General features: G+C 40.0%; 24 protein-coding genes, 1 tRNA gene and 1 riboswitch. Of the genes, 19 read left to right on the top strand and 6 right to left on the bottom strand.

Annotation, left to right across the window (positions count from 1 at the left end; all coding sequences use genetic code 11):
- Window positions 1-19: 19 nt before the first annotated feature.
- Window positions 20-1,243 (bottom strand): peptidase T, encoded by a 1,224-nt coding sequence (gene pepT / locus ACWPV5_RS04265; protein ID WP_023944237.1) that lies wholly within the window; start codon window positions 1,241-1,243, stop codon window positions 20-22.
- A gap of 153 nt (window positions 1,244-1,396) precedes the next feature.
- Between pepT and hemH the strand changes: the two genes are divergently transcribed.
- A complete protein-coding gene (gene hemH, locus ACWPV5_RS04260) occupies window positions 1,397-2,491 on the top strand; it encodes a ferrochelatase (protein ID WP_023944239.1) in 1,095 nt (364 codons plus the stop codon).
- 40 nt (window positions 2,492-2,531) lie between these two features.
- Here the strand turns inward: hemH and mscL are convergent, their stop codons facing one another.
- Complete coding sequence (gene mscL / locus ACWPV5_RS04255) at window positions 2,532-2,915, bottom strand: large conductance mechanosensitive channel protein MscL (protein WP_023944241.1); 384 nt, start codon at window positions 2,913-2,915, stop codon at window positions 2,532-2,534.
- Window positions 2,916-2,997: 82 nt separating this feature from the next.
- On the bottom strand, window positions 2,998-3,429 hold the full coding sequence (locus tag ACWPV5_RS04250; protein ID WP_023944243.1) for a GtrA family protein: 432 nt from the start codon (window positions 3,427-3,429) through the stop codon (window positions 2,998-3,000).
- Between the two features lie 28 nt (window positions 3,430-3,457).
- Window positions 3,458-3,555, top strand: a riboswitch (PreQ1 riboswitch).
- Between ACWPV5_RS04250 and ACWPV5_RS04245 the strand changes: the two genes are divergently transcribed.
- The 5 genes from ACWPV5_RS04245 (at window position 3,553) to dapA (ending at window position 6,886) form a co-directional block, all read left to right on the top strand.
- Entirely contained in the window at window positions 3,553-4,062 is a 510-nt protein-coding gene (locus tag ACWPV5_RS04245) for a QueT transporter family protein (protein WP_000737073.1), read from the top strand. (Overlaps the previous riboswitch by 3 nt.)
- Before the next feature lie 100 nt (window positions 4,063-4,162).
- Window positions 4,163-4,235, top strand: a tRNA-Thr gene (locus ACWPV5_RS04240).
- A gap of 104 nt (window positions 4,236-4,339) precedes the next feature.
- Window positions 4,340-4,498: a hypothetical protein gene (locus ACWPV5_RS04235; RefSeq protein ID WP_261044058.1), complete on the top strand. Its 159-nt coding sequence runs from the start codon at window positions 4,340-4,342 to the stop codon at window positions 4,496-4,498.
- Between the two features lie 320 nt (window positions 4,499-4,818).
- Entirely contained in the window at window positions 4,819-5,895 is a 1,077-nt protein-coding gene (locus ACWPV5_RS04230; RefSeq protein WP_023944246.1) for an aspartate-semialdehyde dehydrogenase, read from the top strand.
- A 55-nt stretch (window positions 5,896-5,950) separates the two neighbouring features.
- Window positions 5,951-6,886, top strand: a complete 936-nt coding sequence (gene dapA / locus ACWPV5_RS04225) for a 4-hydroxy-tetrahydrodipicolinate synthase (protein WP_000121606.1) — start codon at window positions 5,951-5,953, stop codon at window positions 6,884-6,886.
- A gap of 46 nt (window positions 6,887-6,932) precedes the next feature.
- Here the strand turns inward: dapA and mnmE are convergent, their stop codons facing one another.
- Both mnmE and ACWPV5_RS04215 read right to left on the bottom strand, forming a co-directional pair.
- Entirely contained in the window at window positions 6,933-8,306 is a 1,374-nt protein-coding gene (gene mnmE / locus ACWPV5_RS04220) for a tRNA uridine-5-carboxymethylaminomethyl(34) synthesis GTPase MnmE (RefSeq protein ID WP_023944248.1), read from the bottom strand.
- Window positions 8,307-8,443: 137 nt separating this feature from the next.
- Entirely contained in the window at window positions 8,444-8,626 is a 183-nt protein-coding gene (locus ACWPV5_RS04215) for a 4-oxalocrotonate tautomerase (protein WP_001117401.1), read from the bottom strand.
- Between the two features lie 123 nt (window positions 8,627-8,749).
- On the opposite strand from ACWPV5_RS04215, the gene ACWPV5_RS04210 reads away from it, so the two are divergent.
- The 11 genes from ACWPV5_RS04210 (at window position 8,750) to ACWPV5_RS04160 (ending at window position 18,225) form a co-directional block, all read left to right on the top strand.
- Window positions 8,750-9,349 carry a thymidine kinase gene (locus ACWPV5_RS04210; RefSeq protein WP_023944250.1) on the top strand — a complete coding sequence of 200 codons (600 nt, stop codon included), beginning with the start codon at window positions 8,750-8,752 and terminating at the stop codon, window positions 9,347-9,349.
- A complete protein-coding gene (locus ACWPV5_RS04205) occupies window positions 9,339-9,818 on the top strand; it encodes a GNAT family N-acetyltransferase (protein ID WP_023944252.1) in 480 nt (159 codons plus the stop codon). Before ACWPV5_RS04210 ends, ACWPV5_RS04205 begins: the two co-directional genes overlap by 11 nt.
- Window positions 9,819-9,827: 9 nt before the next feature.
- Entirely contained in the window at window positions 9,828-10,907 is a 1,080-nt protein-coding gene (gene prfA / locus ACWPV5_RS04200; protein WP_001028807.1) for a peptide chain release factor 1, read from the top strand.
- Window positions 10,907-11,743: a peptide chain release factor N(5)-glutamine methyltransferase gene (gene prmC, locus ACWPV5_RS04195; RefSeq protein ID WP_454382479.1), complete on the top strand. Its 837-nt coding sequence runs from the start codon at window positions 10,907-10,909 to the stop codon at window positions 11,741-11,743. The genes prfA and prmC overlap by 1 nt, the downstream gene beginning before the upstream one ends.
- Window positions 11,727-12,329 carry an L-threonylcarbamoyladenylate synthase gene (locus ACWPV5_RS04190; protein WP_454382477.1) on the top strand — a complete coding sequence of 201 codons (603 nt, stop codon included), beginning with the start codon at window positions 11,727-11,729 and terminating at the stop codon, window positions 12,327-12,329. Before prmC ends, ACWPV5_RS04190 begins: the two co-directional genes overlap by 17 nt.
- Before the next feature lies 1 nt (window position 12,330).
- A complete protein-coding gene (locus ACWPV5_RS04185) occupies window positions 12,331-12,762 on the top strand; it encodes a GNAT family N-acetyltransferase (RefSeq protein WP_454382475.1) in 432 nt (143 codons plus the stop codon).
- 61 nt (window positions 12,763-12,823) lie between these two features.
- Window positions 12,824-14,080: a serine hydroxymethyltransferase gene (gene glyA / locus ACWPV5_RS04180; RefSeq protein ID WP_454382473.1), complete on the top strand. Its 1,257-nt coding sequence runs from the start codon at window positions 12,824-12,826 to the stop codon at window positions 14,078-14,080.
- Window positions 14,081-14,087: 7 nt separating this feature from the next.
- Complete coding sequence (locus tag ACWPV5_RS04175; protein WP_049495770.1) at window positions 14,088-15,062, top strand: nucleoid-associated protein; 975 nt, start codon at window positions 14,088-14,090, stop codon at window positions 15,060-15,062.
- Window positions 15,062-15,676: a cell wall hydrolase Pmp23 gene (gene pmp23, locus ACWPV5_RS04170; RefSeq protein ID WP_023940692.1), complete on the top strand. Its 615-nt coding sequence runs from the start codon at window positions 15,062-15,064 to the stop codon at window positions 15,674-15,676. The genes ACWPV5_RS04175 and pmp23 overlap by 1 nt, the downstream gene beginning before the upstream one ends.
- Window positions 15,677-15,749: 73 nt before the next feature.
- Window positions 15,750-16,724 (top strand): DUF1002 domain-containing protein, encoded by a 975-nt coding sequence (locus ACWPV5_RS04165; RefSeq protein WP_454382470.1) that lies wholly within the window; start codon window positions 15,750-15,752, stop codon window positions 16,722-16,724.
- Between the two features lie 109 nt (window positions 16,725-16,833).
- Complete coding sequence (locus tag ACWPV5_RS04160; RefSeq protein WP_261085354.1) at window positions 16,834-18,225, top strand: amino acid permease; 1,392 nt, start codon at window positions 16,834-16,836, stop codon at window positions 18,223-18,225.
- On the opposite strand, the gene ACWPV5_RS04155 is transcribed toward ACWPV5_RS04160, so the two are convergent.
- Window positions 18,198-18,413, bottom strand: a complete 216-nt coding sequence (locus tag ACWPV5_RS04155; RefSeq protein WP_261061077.1) for a hypothetical protein — start codon at window positions 18,411-18,413, stop codon at window positions 18,198-18,200. The two genes, ACWPV5_RS04160 and ACWPV5_RS04155, sit on opposite strands and share 28 nt — an antisense overlap.
- Before the next feature lie 153 nt (window positions 18,414-18,566).
- On the opposite strand from ACWPV5_RS04155, the gene adcAII reads away from it, so the two are divergent.
- Window positions 18,567-19,484 carry a zinc-binding lipoprotein AdcAII gene (gene adcAII, locus ACWPV5_RS04150; protein WP_000744916.1) on the top strand — a complete coding sequence of 306 codons (918 nt, stop codon included), beginning with the start codon at window positions 18,567-18,569 and terminating at the stop codon, window positions 19,482-19,484.
- A 7-nt stretch (window positions 19,485-19,491) separates the two neighbouring features.
- The gene (locus tag ACWPV5_RS04145) at window positions 19,492-22,506 is read left to right on the top strand and encodes a pneumococcal-type histidine triad protein (protein WP_454382467.1); all 3,015 of its coding nucleotides are present in this window, start codon (window positions 19,492-19,494) and stop codon (window positions 22,504-22,506) included.
- Window positions 22,507-22,554: the final 48 nt, after the last annotated feature.

Raw genomic sequence — 22,554 nt, 5'->3', positions numbered from 1 at the left:
GTTTTTGCCCAGCCTATTTTTAGTCTTTATAAGCTACGATACCAATGATTGTATCAACTGCACGTTCCATAGTCTGAAGGCTAACATATTCAAAACGTCCGTGCATGTTTTCTCCACCCGCAAAGATATTCGGGGTTGGGATTCCCATAAAGGAAATCTTAGAGCCGTCTGTCCCTCCACGGATTGGTTCGATAATAGGAGTGATACCCAGATCTTCCATAACGGCTTTAGCAATGGTAATTGGAGTCATATCTTTTTCAATGACTTCTTTCATATTGTAGTACTGATCTGTTAAGTTTAGGGTGACACGGTCGCTACCAAGTTCTTGATTCATCTTATTAGCGATAGACTGCATAGCTGCTTTACGCGCTTCAAAGGCATCTTTTTCAAAATCACGAATGATGTAGCTTGCACGCGCCTCCTCGACACTACCAGTCACATCCATAAGATGATAGAAACCTTGGTAACCTTCTGTTAACTCAGGGCGGTCATTTTCTGGAAGTTGATTGTGAAAATCAATTGCTAGCTGAAGGGCGTTGACCATTTGTCCTTTGGCAGTACCAGGGTGGACATTACGTCCTTGGAAATGCAATTCAGCACCCGCTGCTGAAAAGGTCTCGTACTGAAGCTCACCTAGTGGGCCACCATCAACAGTGTAGGCAAAATCTACATCGAAATCTTCTGCATCAAATTTATTGGCACCAACACCGATTTCTTCATCTGGACCAAAACCAACACGAATCTCACAGTGTTTAATTTCAGGATGGGCAGTCAGATATTCAATGGCTGTCATAATCTCAGCTATTCCTGACTTGTCATCAGCACCTAGCAAAGTTGTTCCATCAGTTGTGATGAGTGTTTGTCCTGGATATTTCTCAAGACTCTCAAAGTCAGCTGGATCGAGTTTGAAATCAGAATTTCCAAGTTCAATCACACCACCATCGTAGTTTTCAATCACCTGAGGATTAACTCCTTCGGCATTAAAATCAGCAGTATCCATGTGGGAGATGAAGCCAATTTTTCGTGTTAAAGACGGATCGTTGGCTGGCAAAGTTCCAATAGCAAAACCATTTGGTAGATAATAAACATTTTGTAATCCAACACGTTTCATTTCAGGAATTAGGACATTTGTCGCGAAGTCAACCTGACTCTGCGTACTTGGAGTAGTAGTAGAGTGTTCATCAGAGCGCGTGTTGACCTTAACGTAGGTTAGGAATCGGTCCAAGAGATTGGGATAAGTCATAAAAAACTCCTTTTGAATTCATTTTTTCCATTGTATCATAGAAAAGAGAGAAAAACAAAAGACAGAAGTTAGAGAAATTCGCTATGTTGGCGTTTACTTATTAATGGATAAATGATAAAATAAACTTGATAAAAATATCACAAGGAAGCAATTATGAAAAAAGCAATTTTAATGATGACTTTCGGTTCGCCAGAAGAGATTACCTTTGAAGGTGTGGCTGATTTTTTCACAAATATTCGTCGTGGAGTGAGACCTCAAGACCACGAGATTCAAACACTCTATGATAATTATGTACTTATTGGAGGTACGCCTCTGCAAAGAATTACCCGTGAAGAAGTTGCCTTGGTAGAGGCTAGACTGGGGAATGAGTATAGTGTCTATTTTGCCAATAAGTTTTCAAGACCCTTTATTCCAGATGTGATTAGTCAGATGGAAGCAGACGGAGTTGAGCAGTGTATTTGCTTGATTTTGGAGCCCCATTATTCTTTCTACTCTGTCATGGGTTATGAGAAATTTTTAGAAAGCAAGCAAATTCAATTTTTAGTTATTAAGGATTGGTATCAAGAAGAAGCGCTCTTAAACTATTGGGCAGATGAAATTGCTAAGATTTTAAAAGAAGAAGTGAAGCAAGATAGCTTTAAAGTTATCTTTTCAGCCCATAGTGTACCCATTTTTGCCTTGGATTTTGGTGACCCTTATATCGACCAAATTTTTGAAAATAGCAAGTTAGTTGCTGAAAAACTAGGTTTGAGTTCCGAGCAATATACTAACACTTGGCAGAGTGAAAGTGATATAGGTATTCCATGGATTAAGCCAGATGTCTTGGAGTATCTCAGAGAACAGACAGAACATCCAGACCATTATATTTTTGTTCCTATCAGCTTTATTAGTGAGCATATTGAAGTCTTGTTTGACAACGATGTGGAATGTTTTGACTTGTGTCAAGAATTGGGTGTGAACTACCATCGACCACCAATGCCAAATACGGATTCTCGTTTGATTGATGCTTTGGTTAATACAGTCAGAGCTAATGAACATCAAGAATTTAAGGAATTTCTCCCAGAAGAAGAAACCTTTGATGAGTTAGTTCCTTCAGATGAGACTAAAAATATCTTGGCTGAATCTCAAGATTTACAAATGCCAGAATTTGTGAAAAAACTGATTGAGAAAAAAGGTCGGGAAAATGTTAAGATGCCTTATCTTATCAAAAAAATGCTTGAGAAAGCAGGTAAGTTACCAAAAGAGTAAAGAAAAAGGATTTAGCTTTGCGCTAGATCCTTTTAATCGATTATTTTTTCTCAAGAAGAGCTTTGATTTCTTGAAGTACTTCCAATTCAGTTGGTGCAGCTGGTGCTTCCTCTTCAACAACTTCTTCTTTTTTAGTAAGGCTTTGAGCTTTTTCCATAGCTTTAATAACGAAGAAGAGAACAGTACCTACAACAAGGAAGTTGATAATAGCACTCAAGAATTTACCATATGTAACACCATTCCATGCAAGCTCAGCGATGTTTTGTACTTTCGCAGCTTTCAAGGCTGGGTTCAATAGGAGTGGAGTGATGATATCATTAACAAATGAAGTAACGATAGCACCAAAAGCAGAGGCAATGATCACACCGACAGCAAGGTCAACAACATTACCACGAAGCAAAAATGCTTTAAGATCTTTTAACATTTTCATTTTCCCTTTCAAAAAATTTTTACTCTTAATTATATATTAATTAAGAAGAGCTTGCAAGATATATGCTCAAAATTTTTTATTTTTTAAAAACATATAGCTTGCTTAGAATATAATTAAGAATAATTATTGATATTTGTGCAAGAACTGTTTCGATTGCATTGATTTTGTCAAGACTTTCATTTACGAATTGTCCTATGATGTGAGGAAACTGAGTCACAAACAGAAAAGTAAAGAGCAAATCTAACAGAAAAGTAGAAAGGCGGGCAAGAGAAAATTTTACTAAACGGATAAGTCGATTCTTCCTTGCTTGTTTAAACACAATCGTATCATTTGTGATAAAGGCAAAGAGGACACCGATAATATTTGCTAAAGCAGTAGCAAGGAGTTCCTGATGACTTAGTTGATAAATGACGAATCGTGAGAGAATCGAAACTAGAGTTGTTGCAAGGCCAAAAAAGAGATAGGCTAAGATTTCATTGTTAAAAAATTTTTGAATAGGAATTTTCATGGTTTAAGTATAGCATAAAGCAGACTATTGTGCTATACTAGTAAGGTTGAATAAAGCAACCCTTGGTGCTTAGCTTCTTTCACCAAGCATATTACACGCGGATAACCCGCTAAAGGAGAAAAGATGAAAAAATTAACTATTCGTGATGTTGCAGATATTGCAATCGTTGCTGCTATTTATGTCGTTTTGACTGTCACACCGCCCCTAAATGCCATCAGCTATGGTGCTTATCAGTTCCGTATTTCAGAAATGATGAACTTTATGGCTTTTTACAATCCTAAGTACATCATCGGAGTTACAATCGGTTGTATGATTGCTAATTTCTTTAGTTTCGGACTGCTAGATGTCTTTGTTGGTGGTGGATCAACCTTGGTATTCCTCAGTCTAGGTGTTTGGCTTTTTGCAAAATACAGTAAAGACTACCTCTTTAATGGATTGATTCGAAAAGATCATTTCTTCTTCTCAATCCTCTTTTCAATTTCTATGTTTACTATCGCTGCCGAGTTGAATATCGTAGCGCAATTACCATTTTTCCTTACTTGGTTCACAACAGGAGTTGGTGAATTTGCCTCATTGATTATTGGAGCGATTATTATCGGTAAAATTGGTCGTCGAATCGATTTAAGTAAATAGAAGAAGATAAGCTAGGTAGCTCTTACCTGGCTTTTTCTTATGGAAAATGTCTAAGGAAACCTTGACAAGATTTTCTGATTATAGTATACTTTTCAAGTAAGCTGATTTAGCTCAGTTGGCAGAGCGCATCCATGGTAAGGATGAGGTCGCCGGTTCAATCCCGGCAATTAGCATTAAATAGACAGAAAAAACCTTTATTTACAAGGGTTTTTGTTGTGTTTGCCCCAAATTTTTCAAAGATATTTCTCTTCAGCTGTGTAAATGAAACTAATACTCAATGAAAATCAAAGAGCAAACTAGGAAGCTAGCCGCAGGTTGCTCAAAGCACTGCTTTGAGGTTGTAGATAAGATTGGCGAAGTCAGCTCAAAACATGTTTTTGAGGTTGTAGATAGAACTGACGAAGTCAGTCACATACATACGGTAAGGCGACGCTGACGAAGTTTGAAGAGATTTTCGAAGAGTATAAAGAGTTTCGTCTGTTGACAAAAGTGATTCTCTTTAGTAGAATAGTAGATGCGATGAGTCGATAGGTAGTCTTTGGACTACTATTGAGCATAAGGAGGTCATAACGCAGGAGCGGACCTTGATGAGTTGTGTGAACCTGCTCATCACATGAAGATGCCTCTTAGTCCCTGGTCTAACGACTGGGGATTTTTATTTTCCAAAAATTGATGAAAAAGCTTTGCAATTCATGGAAAAAGTAGTATAATACATCTATTATAGAAATTTTTAGAAAATTCCGAAAGAGGTTATTTATGGGATATACAGTTGCTGTAGTCGGCGCGACAGGTGCTGTCGGAGCTCAGATGATAAAAATGTTGGAAGAATCAACACTTCCAATCGATAAAATTCGTTTACTTGCTTCTGCACGTTCAGCAGGCAAGACTTTGAAATTTAAAGATCAAGATATTACGATTGAAGAAACGACTGAAACAGCTTTTGAAGGAGTTGATATTGCTCTCTTTTCAGCAGGTGGTTCTACATCAGCTAAATATGCACCATACGCAGTGAAAGCTGGAGCGGTAGTAGTAGATAATACATCTTACTTCCGTCAAAATCCAGATGTTCCTTTGGTTGTTCCAGAGGTCAATGCTCATGCACTTGATGCCCACAACGGAATTATTGCCTGCCCTAACTGTTCAACAATCCAAATGATGGTGGCGCTTGAGCCAGTTCGCCAAAAATGGGGCTTGGGCCGTATCATTGTTTCAACTTACCAAGCAGTTTCAGGTGCTGGTATGGGAGCAATTCTTGAGACACAACGTGAACTTCGTGAAGTCTTGAATGATGGTGTAACCCCACGTGATTTGCATGCGGAAATCTTGCCTTCAGGTGGTGACAAGAAACATTATCCTATTGCCTTCAATGCTCTTCCACAAATCGATGTTTTCACTGACAATGATTACACTTACGAAGAGATGAAGATGACTAAGGAAACGAAGAAAATTATGGAAGATGATAGCATCGCGGTGTCTGCAACATGTGTGCGCATTCCAGTCTTGTCAGCTCACTCTGAGTCTGTTTACATCGAAACAAAAGAAGTGGCTCCAATTGAAGAAGTGAAAGCAGCTATCGCAGCCTTCCCAGGCGCTGTCCTTGAAGATGATGTAGCTCATCAAATCTATCCTCAAGCTATCAATGCAGTTGGTTCACGCGATACCTTTGTTGGTCGTATCCGTAAAGACTTGGATGCTGAAAAAGGAATCCACATGTGGGTTGTTTCAGATAACCTTCTCAAAGGTGCTGCTTGGAACTCAGTTCAGATTGCTGAAACTTTGCACGAACGTGGCTTGGTTCGTCCAACAGCTGAATTGAAATTTGAATTAAAATAGTCATATTGTTTAGGAGTTCAGATGAACTCCTTCTTTGAAATAGAGAGGTGTTTTCATGTCTTATCAAGATTTAAAAGAGTGTAAAATCATCACAGCCTTTATTACTCCCTTCCACGAGGATGGTTCCATTAACTTTGATGCTATTCCAGCCTTGATTGAGCATTTATTGGCTCATCATACGGATGGAATTCTTCTAGCTGGAACGACTGCTGAGAGTCCAACTTTAACCCACGATGAGGAGTTGGAACTTTTTGCGGCTGTACAAAAGATTGTCAATGGACGCGTTCCATTGATTGCGGGTGTAGGTACTAATGATACGCGTGACTCTATTGAGTTTGTCAAAGAAGTAGCAGAATTTGGTGGTTTCGCAGCTGGGCTTGCTATTGTTCCTTACTACAACAAACCTTCTCAAGAAGGAATGTATCAGCACTTTAAGGCCATTGCAGATGCTTCTGACCTACCAATTATTATCTATAATATTCCAGGTCGTGTGGTTGTCGAATTAACTCCAGAAACTATGCTTCGTTTGGCTGACCATCCAAATATTATTGGTGTCAAAGAATGTACTAGTTTGGCTAATATGGCTTACTTGATTGAGCACAAGCCTGAAGAATTCTTAATTTATACAGGTGAGGATGGAGATGCTTTCCATGCCATGAACCTTGGTGCGGACGGGGTTATTTCTGTTGCATCCCATACAAATGGGGATGAGATGCACGAGATGTTCACTGCAATTGCAGAAAGCGATATGAAAAAAGCAGCGGCTATTCAGCGTAAATTTATCCCTAAAGTCAATGCCCTCTTCTCTTATCCAAGTCCTGCTCCTGTTAAGGCGGTTCTGAACTATATGGGATTTGAAGCTGGACCAACTCGTCTACCTCTTGTTCCAGCACCAGAAGAAGATGCCAAACGCATTATCAAGGTTGTTGTAGATGGCGACTACGAAGCGACTAAGGCAACTGTAACAGGTGTTTTAAGACCAGATTATTAATGAAGACAATAAAATCCATGACCGAATGAAGGATCATGGATTTTTCTTATTTTCCTAAACAGAATTGGCTAAAGAGTTGGGTGATGAGTTCATCAGGAGCAGCATCACCAGTGATTTCACCGAGAATTTCCCAAGTGCGAGTCAAATCAACTTGAAGTAGATCAACTGGCATACCTAGTTCCAGCCCTTCATTAACAGCCTGTAGGCTTTCAACAGCCTTTTCAATCAAGGAAATATGACGGGCATTTGACAAGTAGGTAGCATCTTGTTCAACCAAACCAGCATTTTCAAAGAAGAGGTTGTTGATTCTTTCTTCAATCTTATCAATATTTTGGTTTTTAAGAACTGAAATGCGGATGATATCTTCAGGTAGTTCTGAAGTTTCAATCGTTTCTGGTAGGTCAGTTTTGTTAAGAAGAATAATGCGGTTTGTATCTTGGCTAATCTCAAGAAGTTGTCGGTCTTGGGCAGTTAAGGGCTCGCTAGCGTTTAGTACTAGCAGCACCAAGTCGGCTTCCTTAAGAGCTTTTTTCGAACGCTCAACTCCAATTTGTTCCACGATATCATCCGTTTCACGAATACCTGCTGTGTCAATCAATTTTAGGGGAACACCGTTGATGTTGACGTATTCTTCGATGACATCACGTGTGGTACCAGCAATGTCTGTAACGATAGCCTTGTCTTCACGCAAGAGATTGTTGAGGAGGCTAGATTTCCCAACGTTGGGACGTCCGATGATGGCAGTGGAAATTCCTTCACGAAGGATTTTACCGCGACGGGCTGTTCTAAGGAGATTGGTTAGCAATTGCTCAAACTCCATAGTCTTCTCACGGACAACAGCAGTAGTGGCTTCCTCAACATCGTCGTACTCAGGATAATCAATATTGACCTCAACTTGGGCAAGTGTATTGAGGATTTCTTGACGGGTATTATTGATAAGATCAGAAAGGGAACCATCTAATTGTTTGACCGCAATGTTCATGGCCTTGTCTGTCTTGGCGCGGATGATGTCCATAACGGCTTCAGCCTGAGTCAAGTCAACACGACCGTTTAGAAAGGCACGTTTGGTAAATTCACCAGGTTCAGCCAATCGAGCTCCTTCACGGATAGCTAGTTGGAGAATTTCATTGGTCACCGCAATCCCACCGTGGGTGTTAATCTCGATAATATCCTCACGAGTGAAGGTCTTTGGAGACTTCATAGCTCCAACCATAACCTCGTCCATGACTTTTCCTGTCTGAGGATCAATAATGTGACCGTAGTTGAGAGTGTGACTGGCAACCTTGTACAAGTCTTTTCCTTTAAAAATCTTTTGCGCAATAGCAAAACTTTCTGTTCCGCTCAGGCGGACAATACCAATAGCCCCTTCACCTAGTGGAGTAGAGATAGCAGCGATGGTATCAAATTCACGTGTAATCATAATGTTTCCTTTAATAAATAGCTCTTTTCTTGGAAATTTTTCCAAGTCTCTTTTCAAATTGTAACAAATTTGAACTATTTCTTCAATGGATGCTACTTGGAGATTGAAAAAGCCTAAGCAATTCTGCTTAAGCTAGCTTATTTGGTGCGCATTTCCCCTTGAGGGAAGTAAGTTCCTTCTGGCATGTCGTTGATGATGACATGGACAGCAGATTGAGGGGCTCCAGTGTTGCGAACAACAGCTTCTGTTACTTCCTTAGCAAGAGCCTTCTTTTGCTCGAGCGTGCGTCCTTCAAATAAATCAATGCGTACAAATGGCATAATAGCTTCCTCCACTAGTTTTTGATTTCTTCTATTTTACCACATTTTGCCGTTTAAAGCTTAAGAAAATTATGATATACTAGAATGTAGCAAAAATTTAGAAATGGACGTGAAGCAAGAAACATGGCACAGTTGTATTATCGTTATGGGACCATGAACTCTGGTAAGACGATTGAGATTCTCAAGGTGGCCTATAACTACGAGGAGCAAGGAAAGGGAGTTGTGATTATGACTTCGGCTCTGGATACGCGTGACGGTGTTGGCTATGTGTCGAGTCGGATTGGTATGAAGCGCCCTGCCATTGCGATTGAGGAGACGACGGATATCTTTGGCTATATCCGAGACCTACCAGAAAAGCCTTACTGTGTTTTGGTCGATGAAGCCCAGTTTCTCAAGCGTCACCATGTTTACGACCTAGCTCGTGTTGTTGATGAGTTAGATATACCCGTCATGACTTTTGGTTTGAAAAATGACTTTCGCAATGAACTGTTCGAAGGTTCCAAATATCTCTTGCTTTTAGCAGACAAGATTGACGAAATCAAGACCATCTGTCAGTATTGCAAGAAAAAGGCGACTATGGTTTTGCGAACACAGGATGGACTGCCCGTTTACGATGGAGAACAGATCCAGATTGGTGGTAATGAAACCTATATTTCAGTTTGCCGTAAACATTATTTTGCGCCAATGATAACCTCTAACAAGGAGCAAAACTATGACAATTGAACTAAGAGATGTTACAATGGAAAATTATTTTGATGTTTTGAATTTGGATGTCAAGAAATATCAAAAACAATTCATTGCAACCAACGCAATTAGTTTAGCTGAAGCATACGTCTACACTAAAAATGGAGATTTTGTAGCTCCATTGGCAGTTTATGATAATGATGCAATTATAGGTTTTGTGATGATAGCTTATGATAAAAAGATCGGAATTAGTAGTGGAAATTATTTACTATTTCGTTTTATGATTGATAAGAATTTTCAAAATCAAGGATATTTTAAACCAATTATGGATAAAGTACTAGACTATGTTCGGACAGCACCAGCAGGTTTAGGCAATAAACTTTGGTTGTCTTATGAACCAGAAAACGAACATGCAAGATCATGTTACCTCAGTTATGGATTTAAAGAAACTGGGGAAATATCCGAGAACGAAGTAGTAGCAATCTATGATTTAACAATTGAGAAATAAGGAGAAAAAATGAACATCTATGATCAACTACAAGCTGTAGAAGACCGTTATGAAGAATTAGGAGAATTGCTGAGTGACCCAGATGTAGTATCTGACACTAAGCGTTTCATGGAGCTTTCAAAAGAGGAAGCTTCATCTCGTGATACGGTAACAGCCTACCGTGAGTATAAGCAAGTCCTTCAAAACATCGTTGACGCCGAAGAGATGATTAAGGAATCAGGCGGAGATGCGGACTTAGAAGAAATGGCCAAGCAAGAACTCAAAGATGCCAAGGCTGAAAAAGAAGAATACGAAGAAAAACTGAAAATCTTGCTCCTTCCTAAAGATCCAAACGATGACAAGAATATCATCCTTGAAATTCGTGGAGCGGCTGGTGGTGACGAAGCGGCACTTTTCGCCGGAGACCTTCTAACTATGTACCAAAAGTATGCAGAAGCCCAAGGCTGGCGGTTTGAAGTCATGGAAGCTTCTATGAACGGTGTCGGTGGTTTTAAAGAAGTGGTTGCCATGGTTTCAGGTCAGTCTGTTTACTCTAAACTCAAGTATGAGTCTGGTGCCCATCGTGTTCAACGTGTCCCTGTGACAGAAAGCCAAGGGCGTGTGCATACCTCTACAGCGACAGTCCTTGTCATGCCTGAAGTGGAAGAAGTAGAATACGATATTGATCCAAAAGACCTTCGTGTTGACATCTATCACGCCTCTGGTGCTGGTGGACAGAACGTCAACAAGGTTGCGACTGCCGTTCGTATCGTTCACTTACCAACCAATATCAAGGTTGAGATGCAGGAAGAACGTACCCAGCAGAAGAACCGTGAAAAAGCCATGAAAATCATCCGTGCACGTGTGGCTGACCACTTTGCTCAGATTGCTCAAGATGAGCAAGATGCTGAGCGTAAGTCGACTATTGGTACTGGTGACCGTTCAGAACGGATTCGTACTTATAACTTCCCACAAAACCGTGTCACAGACCACCGTATCGGTTTAACCCTCCAAAAACTAGATACCATTTTGTCTGGTAAATTGGACGAAGTTGTGGATGCCTTGGTGCTCTATGACCAAACGCAAAAATTAGAAGAATTAAACAAATAATGAAATTAGCTCAATTATTTTCAGATTTTGAAGAAGAGTTGATAAGACAAGGAGAGGAAGCTGAAAGCCTCTCTTTTGTCTATCGTAGCTTGAAAAATCTATCTTTTACAGATTTCGTTTTTGCCCTCCAGCAGGAAGTGACGGAAGGGGAAGAAGTATTTATAAAAGGAATTTTCCAACAGTTAGCAGCTCATAAACCAGCCCAGTACATTATCGGTCATGCAGATTTCTTTGGTATGCAGTTAACAGTTGATGAGCGGGTTTTGATTCCTCGTCCAGAGACAGAGGAGTTAGTGGAGCTTATCCTGGCTGAAAATCCTGAGACGAATCTTTCAGTTCTGGATATTGGAACAGGTAGTGGAGCTATAGCTCTTGCCTTAGCAAAAAACAGACCAAATTGGTCAGTAACAGCAGCGGATATTTCCCAAGATGCTTTAGATTTAGCTAGCGAAAATGCTAAAAATCAAAATCTTCAAATATTTTTAAAAAAATCTGACTGTTTTACAGAAATTTCTGAAAAATATGATATAATTGTTTCCAATCCACCCTATATCTCTCGTGAAGATGAGTCAGAGGTCGGCTTGAATGTTTTGCATTCGGAGCCTCATCTAGCTCTCTTTGCAGACGAGGATGGCCTAGCTATTTACCGTAGAATTGCGGAAGATGCAAAAGACTATCTCAAAGATGGTGGTAAGATTTACCTTGAAATTGGATACAAGCAAGGTCAAAGTGTTCCTGCGTTTTTTAAGAAACATTTTCCTGAAAAAAGAGTACGAACACTCAAGGACCAATTTGGTCAAGATAGGATGGTTGTGGTTGATGATGGACAGGATTAAACAAGAGTTGGAAAATGGTGGAGCTGTCGTTCTACCTACAGAGACGGTTTACGGTCTCTTTGCCAAGGCTTTAGACGAAAAAGCAGTTGACCATGTTTACCAACTAAAATGTCGTCCTAGAGATAAGGCACTCAATCTCAATATTGCCTCTTTAGAGGATATCTTGCACTTTTCAAAGAATCAGCCAACTTATCTACAAAAACTTGTAGAGACCTTTTTACCAGGTCCCTTGACCATTATTCTCGAAGCCAATGACCGAGTTCCCTATTGGGTCAATTCTGGTCTTGCAACTGTTGGATTTCGGATGCCGAGTCATCCCATTACCCTTGATTTGATTCGAGAGACAGGTCCCTTGATTGGGCCGTCTGCCAATATTTCAGGTCAGGCAAGTGGAGTGACCTTTAATCAAATTCTAGAGGATTTTGACCAAGAGGTTCTGGGTCTAGAAGACGATGCTTTTCTAACTGGACAGGATTCAACTATCGTGGACTTGTCTGGAGACAAGGTGAAAATCTTACGCCAAGGGGCCATTAAGCGAGAAGATATTCTTGCTCGGTTGCCAGAGGTTTCTTTTGAGGAGGAATGAGATGCTCAGAAATTTAAGAGAAACTGATGTGAAAGCTATTTGTGACATTAACCAAGAAGTTTTGGGCTATTCTTTTAGTCCAGAGGACACAGCTAGTCAACTAGCTAGATTATCTCAGGATTCCCATCATTTCCTACTTGGCTATGAGGAAGCAGGCAGTCGTGTCTTACTTGGTTATGTCCACGCTGAAGTTTACGAATCACTCTATTCCAAAGCAGGATTTAATATCTTAGCCTTAGCAGTTTCACCTCAAGCACAAGGTCAAGGTATTGGTAAAAGCTTATTACAAGGGTTGGAAGAAGAAGCAAAAAGACGTGGTTATGGGTTTATCCGCTTAAACTCTGCCGATCATCGTCTGGGTGCTCATGCATTTTATGAAAAAGTTGGTTATACTTGTGATAAAATGCAGAAACGGTTTATTCGCATCTTTTAGTTTCATTTTCTAATAAGAAAATGAAACTAATGGACTAGTCACACAATAAAGGAGAAGACCTATGATTTTTGACAAAGATGATTTTAAAGCATATGATGCTGATCTCTGGAATGCTATTGCCAAAGAAGAGGAACGCCAACAAAACAACATTGAGTTGATCGCTTCGGAAAACGTGGTTTCCAAGGCAGTTATGGCAGCTCAAGGGTCTATCTTGACGAATAAATACGCCGAAGGCTACCCAGGACGCCGTTATTATGGTGGAACTGATGTGGTAGACGTGGTAGAATCTCTAGCCATTGAACGCGCAAAAGAAATTTTTGGTGCAAAATTTGCCAATGTCCAACCACACTCAGGAAGCCAAGCCAACTGTGCGTCTTACATGGCCTTAATTGAGCCAGGTGATACCGTTATGGGGATGGATTTGGCAGCAGGTGGACACTTGACCCACGGAGCTCCAGTTAGCTTCTCAGGTCAAACCTACAACTTTGTTTCTTATAGTGTTGACCCTGAAACGGAACTCTTGGATTTTGATGCTATCTTAAAACAAGCCCAAGAAGTAAAACCAAAATTGATCGTAGCAGGTGCTTCAGCCTATTCTCAAATTATCGACTTTTCAAAATTCCGTGAAATTGCGGACGCTGTTGGGGCTAAACTTATGGTAGATATGGCTCATATCGCCGGTTTGGTTGCTGCTGGTTTACATCCAAGTCCAGTTCCATACGCTCATATCACAACAACCACAACCCACAAAACCCTTCGTGGCCCTCGTGGTGGTTTGATTTTGACAAATGATGAAGACCTAGCTAAGAAAATCAATTCTGCTATTTTCCCAGGTATTCAGGGTGGTCCTTTAGAGCATGTTGTGGCGGCTAAAGCTGTTTCATTCAAAGAAGTTTTGGATCCAGCCTTCAAGGAATATGCTGCTAATGTCATCAAGAACAGCAAGGCTATGGCAGATGTCTTCTTGCAAGACCCTGATTTCCGTATCATTTCTGGTGGGACTGAAAACCACCTTTTCCTAGTTGATGTAACCAAGGTTGTAGAAAACGGAAAAGTAGCTCAAAACTTCCTGGATGAAGTCAATATTACCTTAAATAAAAACTCAATCCCATACGAAACCTTGTCACCATTCAAGACAAGTGGTATTCGTATCGGATCTGCAGCCATCACTGCACGTGGATTTGGTGAAGAAGAAAGCCGCAAAGTTGCTGAACTCATCATTAAAACCCTTAAGAATGCAGAAAATGAATCTGTCTTAGAAGAAGTGAGAAGTGAAGTCAAAGCATTAACAGATGCCTTCCCACTATACGAGGACTAAAATTTTTATGGACATTTATATTAAGAAAGCCATTATCCATCAGTTCAGTCCAGATGATACCGAGCTGTTCCTAGCGGATAAGTTTCTCAATATCACTCCAAAAATCGAAGAATACCTGCGTAAAAAAATTGAACGTGTGTATTCAGATGAAGCTAAGACTGGGATTTTCGAGGAAGAAAATCCCTTCTTCAATCACATCACAGACGATTTGTTGGAGACATCAGTAACACTGGCTAATCTCTGGAAAGAAGAGTTCAGTATTTCTGAAAACCTCAAGACCAATGACTTGATTTTTGTGCAATTTTCTAAAGAAGGTGTAGAACATTTCGCTTTCTTGCGAATTGCCCTGCGGGAGACCTTGACCCACCTTGGTGGAGAAGTTGATAATCCAATCAAGCTGACTCAGAATAACCTGCCTGGATTTGGGACGGGTGCTGACGAAGCCTTGGTGGTTAATCTTCAGAGTCGCAAGTACCATCTGATTGAAAAACGAATCAAGTACAACGGGACTTTTTTGAACTATTTTTCAGATAATCTTCTTGCTGTCGCTCCTAAGATTTCTCCTAAGAAATCTATCAAAGAACTGGAAAAAACAGCTCAGAGAATTGCTGAAACCTTTAACACAGACGATTTTCAATTTCAATCCAAGGTCAAATCAGCGATTTTCAATAATCTGGAAGAAAGCAATGAATTATCACCTGAAAAATTGGCTAACGACCTTTTTGACAACAATCTGACAGCTCGTCTAAGCTTTATTGACCAAGTCAAAGAAGCCGTACCAGAACCAGTTCAATTTGATGAAATTGATGCCAGTCGCCAATTAAAGAAATTTGAAAACCAAAAACTCTCCTTATCAAATGGAATTGAGCTCATCGTTCCCAATAACGTCTATCAAGACGCCGAGTCTGTTGAGTTTATCCAAAATGACAATGGAACTTACTCTATCTTAATCAAAAATATCGAGGATATCCAAAGTAAATAATGTTTAAACGAATTCGAAGAGTGCTTGTACTAGCAGTCTTCCTTTTTGCTGGCTATAAAGCTTACCGTGTTCACCAAGATGTCAAGCAAGTCATGACCTATCAACCCATGGTGCGAGAAATCTTGAGTGAAAAAGACACACCAGCAAACGAAGAGCTTGTGCTCGCTATGATTTATACCGAAACAAAAGGAAAAGAAGGCGATGTTATGCAATCTAGTGAGTCTGCAAGTGGTTCAACCAATACCATCAATGATAACGCCTCTAGCATTCGGCAAGGCGTTCAAACTCTGACAGACAATCTCTATCTGGCCCAGAAGAAGGGGGTAGATGTCTGGACGGCTGTTCAAGCCTATAATTTTGGACCTGCCTATATCGATTTTATCGCCCAAAATGGCAAGGAAAATACCTTGGCTCTGGCCAAACAGTACTCTCGTGATACTGTTGCTCCCTTGCTTGGCAATACCACTGGAAAGACTTATAGTTATATTCACCCTATTTCCATTTTTCACGGTGCCGAACTCTATGTAAATGGTGGAAACTATTATTATTCTAGACAGGTGCAACTCAACCTATACATCATCAAATGTTTCACTCTCTTTTCAACATCTGGCTAGCCCAGGTGTTTTTGTTATAAGTTTTCTTTAAGATAGATATATTACTCTAGAAAGGTAAAGGAGGAAATTCCCTATGAGAAAGAAACTCTTTCTGACCAGTGCTGCGGTTTTTTGGGCAGTAACAGCTATGAATAGCGCCCATGCAGCAACAGATGTTCAAAAAGTTATCGATGAAACCTATGTTCAACCTGAATATGTCCTAGGTTCATCATTGTCAGAAGATCAAAAAAATCAAACCCTAAAAAAACTAGGCTACAATGCCTCAACAGACACCAAAGAACTCAAGACCATGACACCTGATGTCTATTCTAAGATTATGAATGTGGCCAATGACTCTAGCTTACAATTGTATTCATCAGCCAAGATTCAAAAGCTAGGGGACAAATCGCCACTTGAGGTCAAGATTGAAACACCAGAAAACATCACTAAGGTAACTCAGGATATGTACCGAAATGCAGCCGTAACTTTGGGTGTGGAACACGCCAAAATCACTGTAGCAGCACCTATTCCAGTTACAGGTGAGAGTGCTTTAGCCGGGATTTACTATTCGCTAGAAGCTAATGGAGCCAAGGTACCACAAGCTAATAAAGACTTGGCTCAAGAAGAGCTAAAGGCTTTGTCAGATATCAATGCTGAAAACAAGGACAAAACAGGCTATGATGCTAATAAATTAAATGTTGCCCTAGCAGATATCAAGTCAGGACTTGCCAAAGCTAAAGAAAGCAAGGGAAATATGACAGAGGAAGATGTCCGCAAAATCGTTGAAGATACCTTAAAAAATTACAAACTTGATCAGGTTATAACAGGAAACCAGATCAATGTCATCATCAATTTTGCTTTAAATCTCTCAAAAAGTGATATTCTTAGCAATACAGACTTCACTAAAACTCTAAAGGACCTTAAAAAAAGTATTGTTTCACAAGCTGGTGACAGTTTTAAAAATATTAACCTTAACTTTGATGCGGATAAGGCGCTAGAGGACGGGGGTAATTTCTTAAGCGCCCTCTGGCAAGCCATTGTCAACTTCTTCAAGAGTTTTGGTTCTTAAGCCGTTACAAAAAGGTAGTCAGATTTTTTCAGAAAAATGTTTTATAAATATTCACAAATCTCCTATATTTATGGTAAAATAGAATCATCATTTTATTTTGGAGTCAAAGATGAATATATTTAGAACAAAAAATGTTAGTTTAGATAAAACGGAGATGCATAGGCATTTGAAGTTATGGGATTTGATTTTACTGGGTATCGGAGCCATGGTAGGGACAGGTGTCTTTACAATAACAGGTACTGCAGCCGCAACTCTAGCGGGTCCAGCCCTAGTGATTTCAATTGTCATTTCTGCCTTGTGTGTAGGATTATCAGCCCTCTTTTTTGCAGAATTTGCTTCGCGAGTACCCGCTACAGGTGGTGCCTACAGTTATCTCTATGCTATTTTAGGAGAATTTCCTGCCTGGTTGGCTGGTTGGTTAACTATGATGGAGTTCATGACAGCCATATCAGGTGTAGCTTCGGGTTGGGCAGCTTATTTTAAAGGCTTGCTTTCTCAATATGGGATAGCCCTTCCTCAGGCTTTAAATGGTACCTTTAATCCTCAAGCAGGAACATTTGTTGATTTATTGCCTATTCTTGTCTTGGTCTTGGTGACTTCGCTTGTTTTACTAAATGCCAAGGCAGCCTTACGCTTTAATTCTATTCTAGTGATTTTGAAATTTTCTGCTTTAGCTCTCTTTGTTTTAGTAGGAATTTGGCATATTAAACTTGACAACTGGAGTAATTTTACTCCTTATGGTTTTGGGCAAATCTATGGTGCTAGTACTGGTATTATGGCTGGTGCGTCCTTGATGTTCTTCGGTTTTTTGGGATTTGAATCCATCTCTATGGCTGTAGATGAAGTCAAGACTCCTCAAAAAAATATTCCTAGAGGGATTGTCTTATCACTTTCTATCGTAACAATTCTTTATGCCTTGGTGACGCTTGTCTTGACTGGTGTGGTTCACTATAGCCATCTAAATGTCGATGATGCCGTTGCCTTTGCTCTTCGTAGCATTGGGATTAGTTGGGCAGCTAATTATGTGTCATTGGTGGCTATCTTGACCTTGATTACGGTTTGTATCTCGATGACCTATGCTCTATCGCGTATGATTTACAGTTTAGCGCGTGACGGATTGATGCCTGCCGCCTTTAAAGAACTAACGAAGACTAGCAAGGTACCAAAGAATGCTACTATCTTGACAGGTCTAGCTTCAGCAGTAGCTGCAGGAATATTCCCACTAGCCAGTATCGCAGCCTTCTTAAACATTTGTACCTTGGCCTACTTGATTATGCTTGCTTACGGCTTGATTCGCTTACGGAGAGAAAAGGGGATGCCCAAAGCTGGAGAATTTAAAACACCACTGGTACCATTATTACCAATTTTATCAATCATCATTTGTTTGTCCTTCATGTTGCAGTATAATGTGGAAACTTGGATTGCTTTCCTAGTTGCGTTGTTAGTAGGAAGTATTATTTACTTCACTTATGGTTATAAGCATTCTACCATAGAAGAATAATACTCTTCGAAAATCTCTTCAAACCACGTCAGCTTCGCCTTGCCATATGTATGGTTACTGACTTCGTCAGTTTCATCTACAACCTCAAAAACATGTTTTGAGCTGACTTCGTCAGTCTTATCTACAACCTCAAAACAGTGTTTTGAGCAGCCTGCGGCTAGCTTCCTAATTTGCTCTTTGATTTTCATTGAGTATATAAAGTGAGAATCTGTTGAGTTGTTGAAACTCAGCAGATTTTTATATGTGAAAGAAATTTCAATTTTTTTCTTAAAATAGCTTGACAGATTAAATTTTTAGGAGTAGAATGTTTACCAGTTAATTAAATAGTTAAGGGGTTATCCATGAAAAAACAAAGTTTATTTTTAGTATTGTTAAGTGTCTTTCTTTTGTGTTTAGGGGCTTGTGGTCAAAAGGAAAGTCAGACAGGGAAAGGGATGAAGATTGTGACCAGTTTCTATCCTATCTACGCTATGGTTAAGGAAGTATCTGGTGACTTGAATGATGTTCGAATGATTCAGTCAAGTAGTGGGATTCACTCCTTTGAACCTTCGGCAAATGACATCGCGGCCATCTATGATGCAGATGTCTTTGTTTACCATTCTCATACGCTCGAATCTTGGGCAGGAAGTTTAGATCCCAATCTTAAAAAATCTAAAGTGAAGGTTTTAGAGGCTTCTGAGGGAATGACTTTAGACCGCGTCCCAGGGCTAGAAGATGTGGAAGCAGGGGATGGAGTTGATGAAAAAACGCTCTATGATCCTCATACTTGGCTAGATCCTGAAAAAGCTGGCGAAGAAGCTCAGATTATCGCTGATAAACTTTCAGAGGTGGATAGTGAGCATAAAGAAACTTATCAAAAAAATGCGCAAGCCTTTATCAAAAAAGCTCAAGAATTGACTAAGAAATTCCAGCCTAAATTTGAAAAAGCGACTCAGAAAACATTTGTAACACAACATACAGCCTTTTCTTATCTAGCAAAGAGATTTGGACTTAATCAACTTGGTATTGCAGGTATCTCTCCTGAACAAGAACCAAGTCCACGACAACTAACAGAAATTCAGGAATTTGTTAAAACCTATAAGGTTAAGACGATTTTTACAGAAAGTAATGCTTCTTCAAAAGTAGCTGAAACTCTTGTCAAATCAACAGGTGTGGGGCTTAAAACTCTGAATCCTTTAGAGGCAGACCCACAAAATGACAAGACTTATTTAGAAAACCTGGAAGAAAATATGAGTGTTTTAGCAGAAGAATTAAAGTGAGGAAAGAATGAAAATCAATAAAAAATATGTAGCAGGTTCGGTGGCAGTCCTTGCCCTAAGTGTTTGTTCTTATGAGCTTGGACGGTATCAAGCTGGTCAAGTTAAGAAAGATTCTAATCGAGTTGCTTATATAGACGGTGATCAGGCTGGTCAAAAGGCAGAGAACTTGACACCAGATGAAGTCAGTAAAAGAGAGGGAATCAACGCAGAACAGATCGTCATCAAGATTACGGATCAAGGTTATGTGACCTCTCATGGAGACCATTATCATTACTATAATGGCAAGGTTCCTTATGATGCTATCATCAGTGAAGAACTGCTGATGAAAGATCCGAATTATCAGTTGAAGGATTCAGATATTGTCAATGAAATCAAGGGTGGCTATGTGATTAAGGTAAACGGGAAATACTATGTTTACCTCAAGGATGCGGCTCATGCGGACAATATTCGGACAAAAGAAGAGATTAAACGTCAGAAGCAGGAACACAGTCATAATCATGGAGGCAGTTCTAGCGATCAGGCGGTAGTTGCAGCCAGAGCTCAGGGACGTTATACAACGGATGACGGTTATATCTTCAATGCATCTGATATCATTGAAGATACGGGTGATGCTTATATTGTTCCTCATGGCAATCACTTCCACTATATACCTAAGAGTGACTTGTCTGCCAGTGAATTAGCTGCTGCCCAAGCCTTCCTATCTGGAAAAGGTGGGCAATTAAGTACGGTTGAATATCGTTCAAGCAGAGCTGAAACAAGATCTAGTGTGAGAATGAGTCAATCTGAGACTCCTCAAAATCCTGCAACAGCTCCTGAGAGTCAAAATGAGGACTTGAATAGTCTCCTTCAAGAATTGTACGCCTTGCCACTTAGCCAACGTCATGTGGAGTCTGATGGCTTGGTGTTTGACCCAGCACAGATTACAAAACGTACTGCCAATGGTGTGGCAGTCCCTCACGGGGATCATTTCCATTTCATTCCTTATTCACAAATGTCTGCTTTGGAAGAAAAATTGGCTCGAAATCTACCAATTGGAGGTCAGCCAGTTCAAAGCTATTCTGACAATCCGAAACCAAGCAGTCCTGAGAAAACAAGTTCAACACCAAGTTCAACCATTAAACCAAACTTTAATCTCAATACGCAGGCACCAAATCGAGGAACTGGAGGTGCCTATACAACGGATGATGGGTATGTCTTTAGTCCGACAGATGTGATTGAAGATACAGGTGACGCTTTTGTTGTGCCGCATGGCAATCATTTCCACTATATTCCTAAGAGTGATTTGTCAGCAGGAGAATTGGCTGCTGCCCAAGCCTATTGGAATGGGAAGCAGGGCTCACATTCTGCTACAAGTTCAAGTAAACCAAGTAGTGATAATGCTAAACCAGCCCAACCAAGTTTGACAGAGACTCCAAACCTGACTGTCACCCCAACATATCATCAAAATCATGGGGAAGACATTTCAACACTTTTAAGTGAATTGTATGCCAAACCTTTATCAGAACGACATGTAGAATCGGATGGCTTAGTCTTTGATCCGGCACAAATCATCAAACGTACAGCTAACGGTGTTGCAGTGCCACACGGAGATCATTATCACTTTATTCCTTATTCACAAATGTCACCGCTGGAAGAAAAATTGGCTCGTATGATAGCCGTCAAGGGACAAAATGGCAGTGTCTTGCCAAGTGTTACTCCTCTGAAGCCAGCCCCTACTACCAAACCTCTAGCACCAGTGGAAAATAAACCGACAGAATTTGATGTCAATCAGGTTGTTAGAAAAGTTGGTGATGGATATATTATAGAAGATAAGGGCGCTAGTCGTTATGTTCTAGCTAAAGACTTAGCCAAGGATAAGATTGACGCTATTGAAAATCTCTTGTCTAAGAAAACTCAAGAGACGCATGCCCTAGTTGCGAAGAAAGAAAATGTCGCTCCTCGTGACCAAGAATTTTATGATAAAGCATATAATTTGTTGGCCGAGGCTCATAAAGCCTTGTCTGAAAATAAGGGGCGTACTTCTGATTTCCAAGCCTTAGACAAATTAGCAGAAGGCTTGAATGATGAATCTTCTAATAAAGGAAAATTAGTAGACGATTTATTGGCATTCCTAGCACCAATTACCCATCCAGAGCGACTTGGTAAACCAAATTCTCAAATTGAATATACTGAGGCCGAAGTTCGTATTGCTCAATTAGCTGATAAGTATACAACGTCAGATGGTTACATTTTTGACGAACATGATATTATCAGTGATGAAGGAGATGCTTATGTAACGCCTCATATGGGCCATAGTCACTGGATTGGAAAAGACAGTCTTTCTGATAAGGAAAAAGCAGCTGCTCAATCTTATACTAAAGAAAAAGGTATCCTACCTCCGTCTCCAGATGCAGACGCTCAAGCAAATCCAACTGGAGATAGTGCGGCGGCCATTTACAATCGTGTGAAAGGTGAGAAACGAATTCCACTCGTTCGACTTCCATACATGGTTGAGCATACAGTTGAGATTAAAAATGGTAATTTAATCATTCCTCATAAGGATCATTACCATAACATTAAATTTGCTTGGTTTGATGATCACTCATACAAAGCTCCAAATGGTTATACTCTGGAAGACTTATTTGCGACGATTAAGTACTATGTTGAACATCCTGATGAACGTCCACATTCTAATGATGGATGGGGCAATGCCAGCGAGCATGTCTTAGGTAAGAAAGACCACAGTGAAGATCCCAAAAAGAACTTCAAAGCGGATGAAGAACCAGTAGAGGAAACACCTGCTGAGCCAGAAGTTCCTCAAGTAGAGACTGAAAAAGTAGAAGCCAAGCTCAAAGAAGCAGAAGCTTTACTTGCTAAAGTAACAGATGCTAGTTTGAAAGCCAATGCAACAGAAACCCTAGCTGGTTTACGAAATAATCTGAGTCTCCAAACCTTGGATAATAATGGTATCATGACAGAAGCAGAAAAATTGCTTGCTTTGTTAAAAGGTAGTAATCCTACATCTGTAAGCAAAGAAAAATAAACTAATGAAAAATGAAAGTCTCGATAAAGAGGCTTTCATTTTTATTAT

The sequence above is a fragment of the Streptococcus sp. Marseille-Q7156 genome, assembly GCF_965119495.1.
Note: the sequence above shows the minus strand (reverse complement) of the source record. Positions and strands in the feature narration are given on the sequence as shown.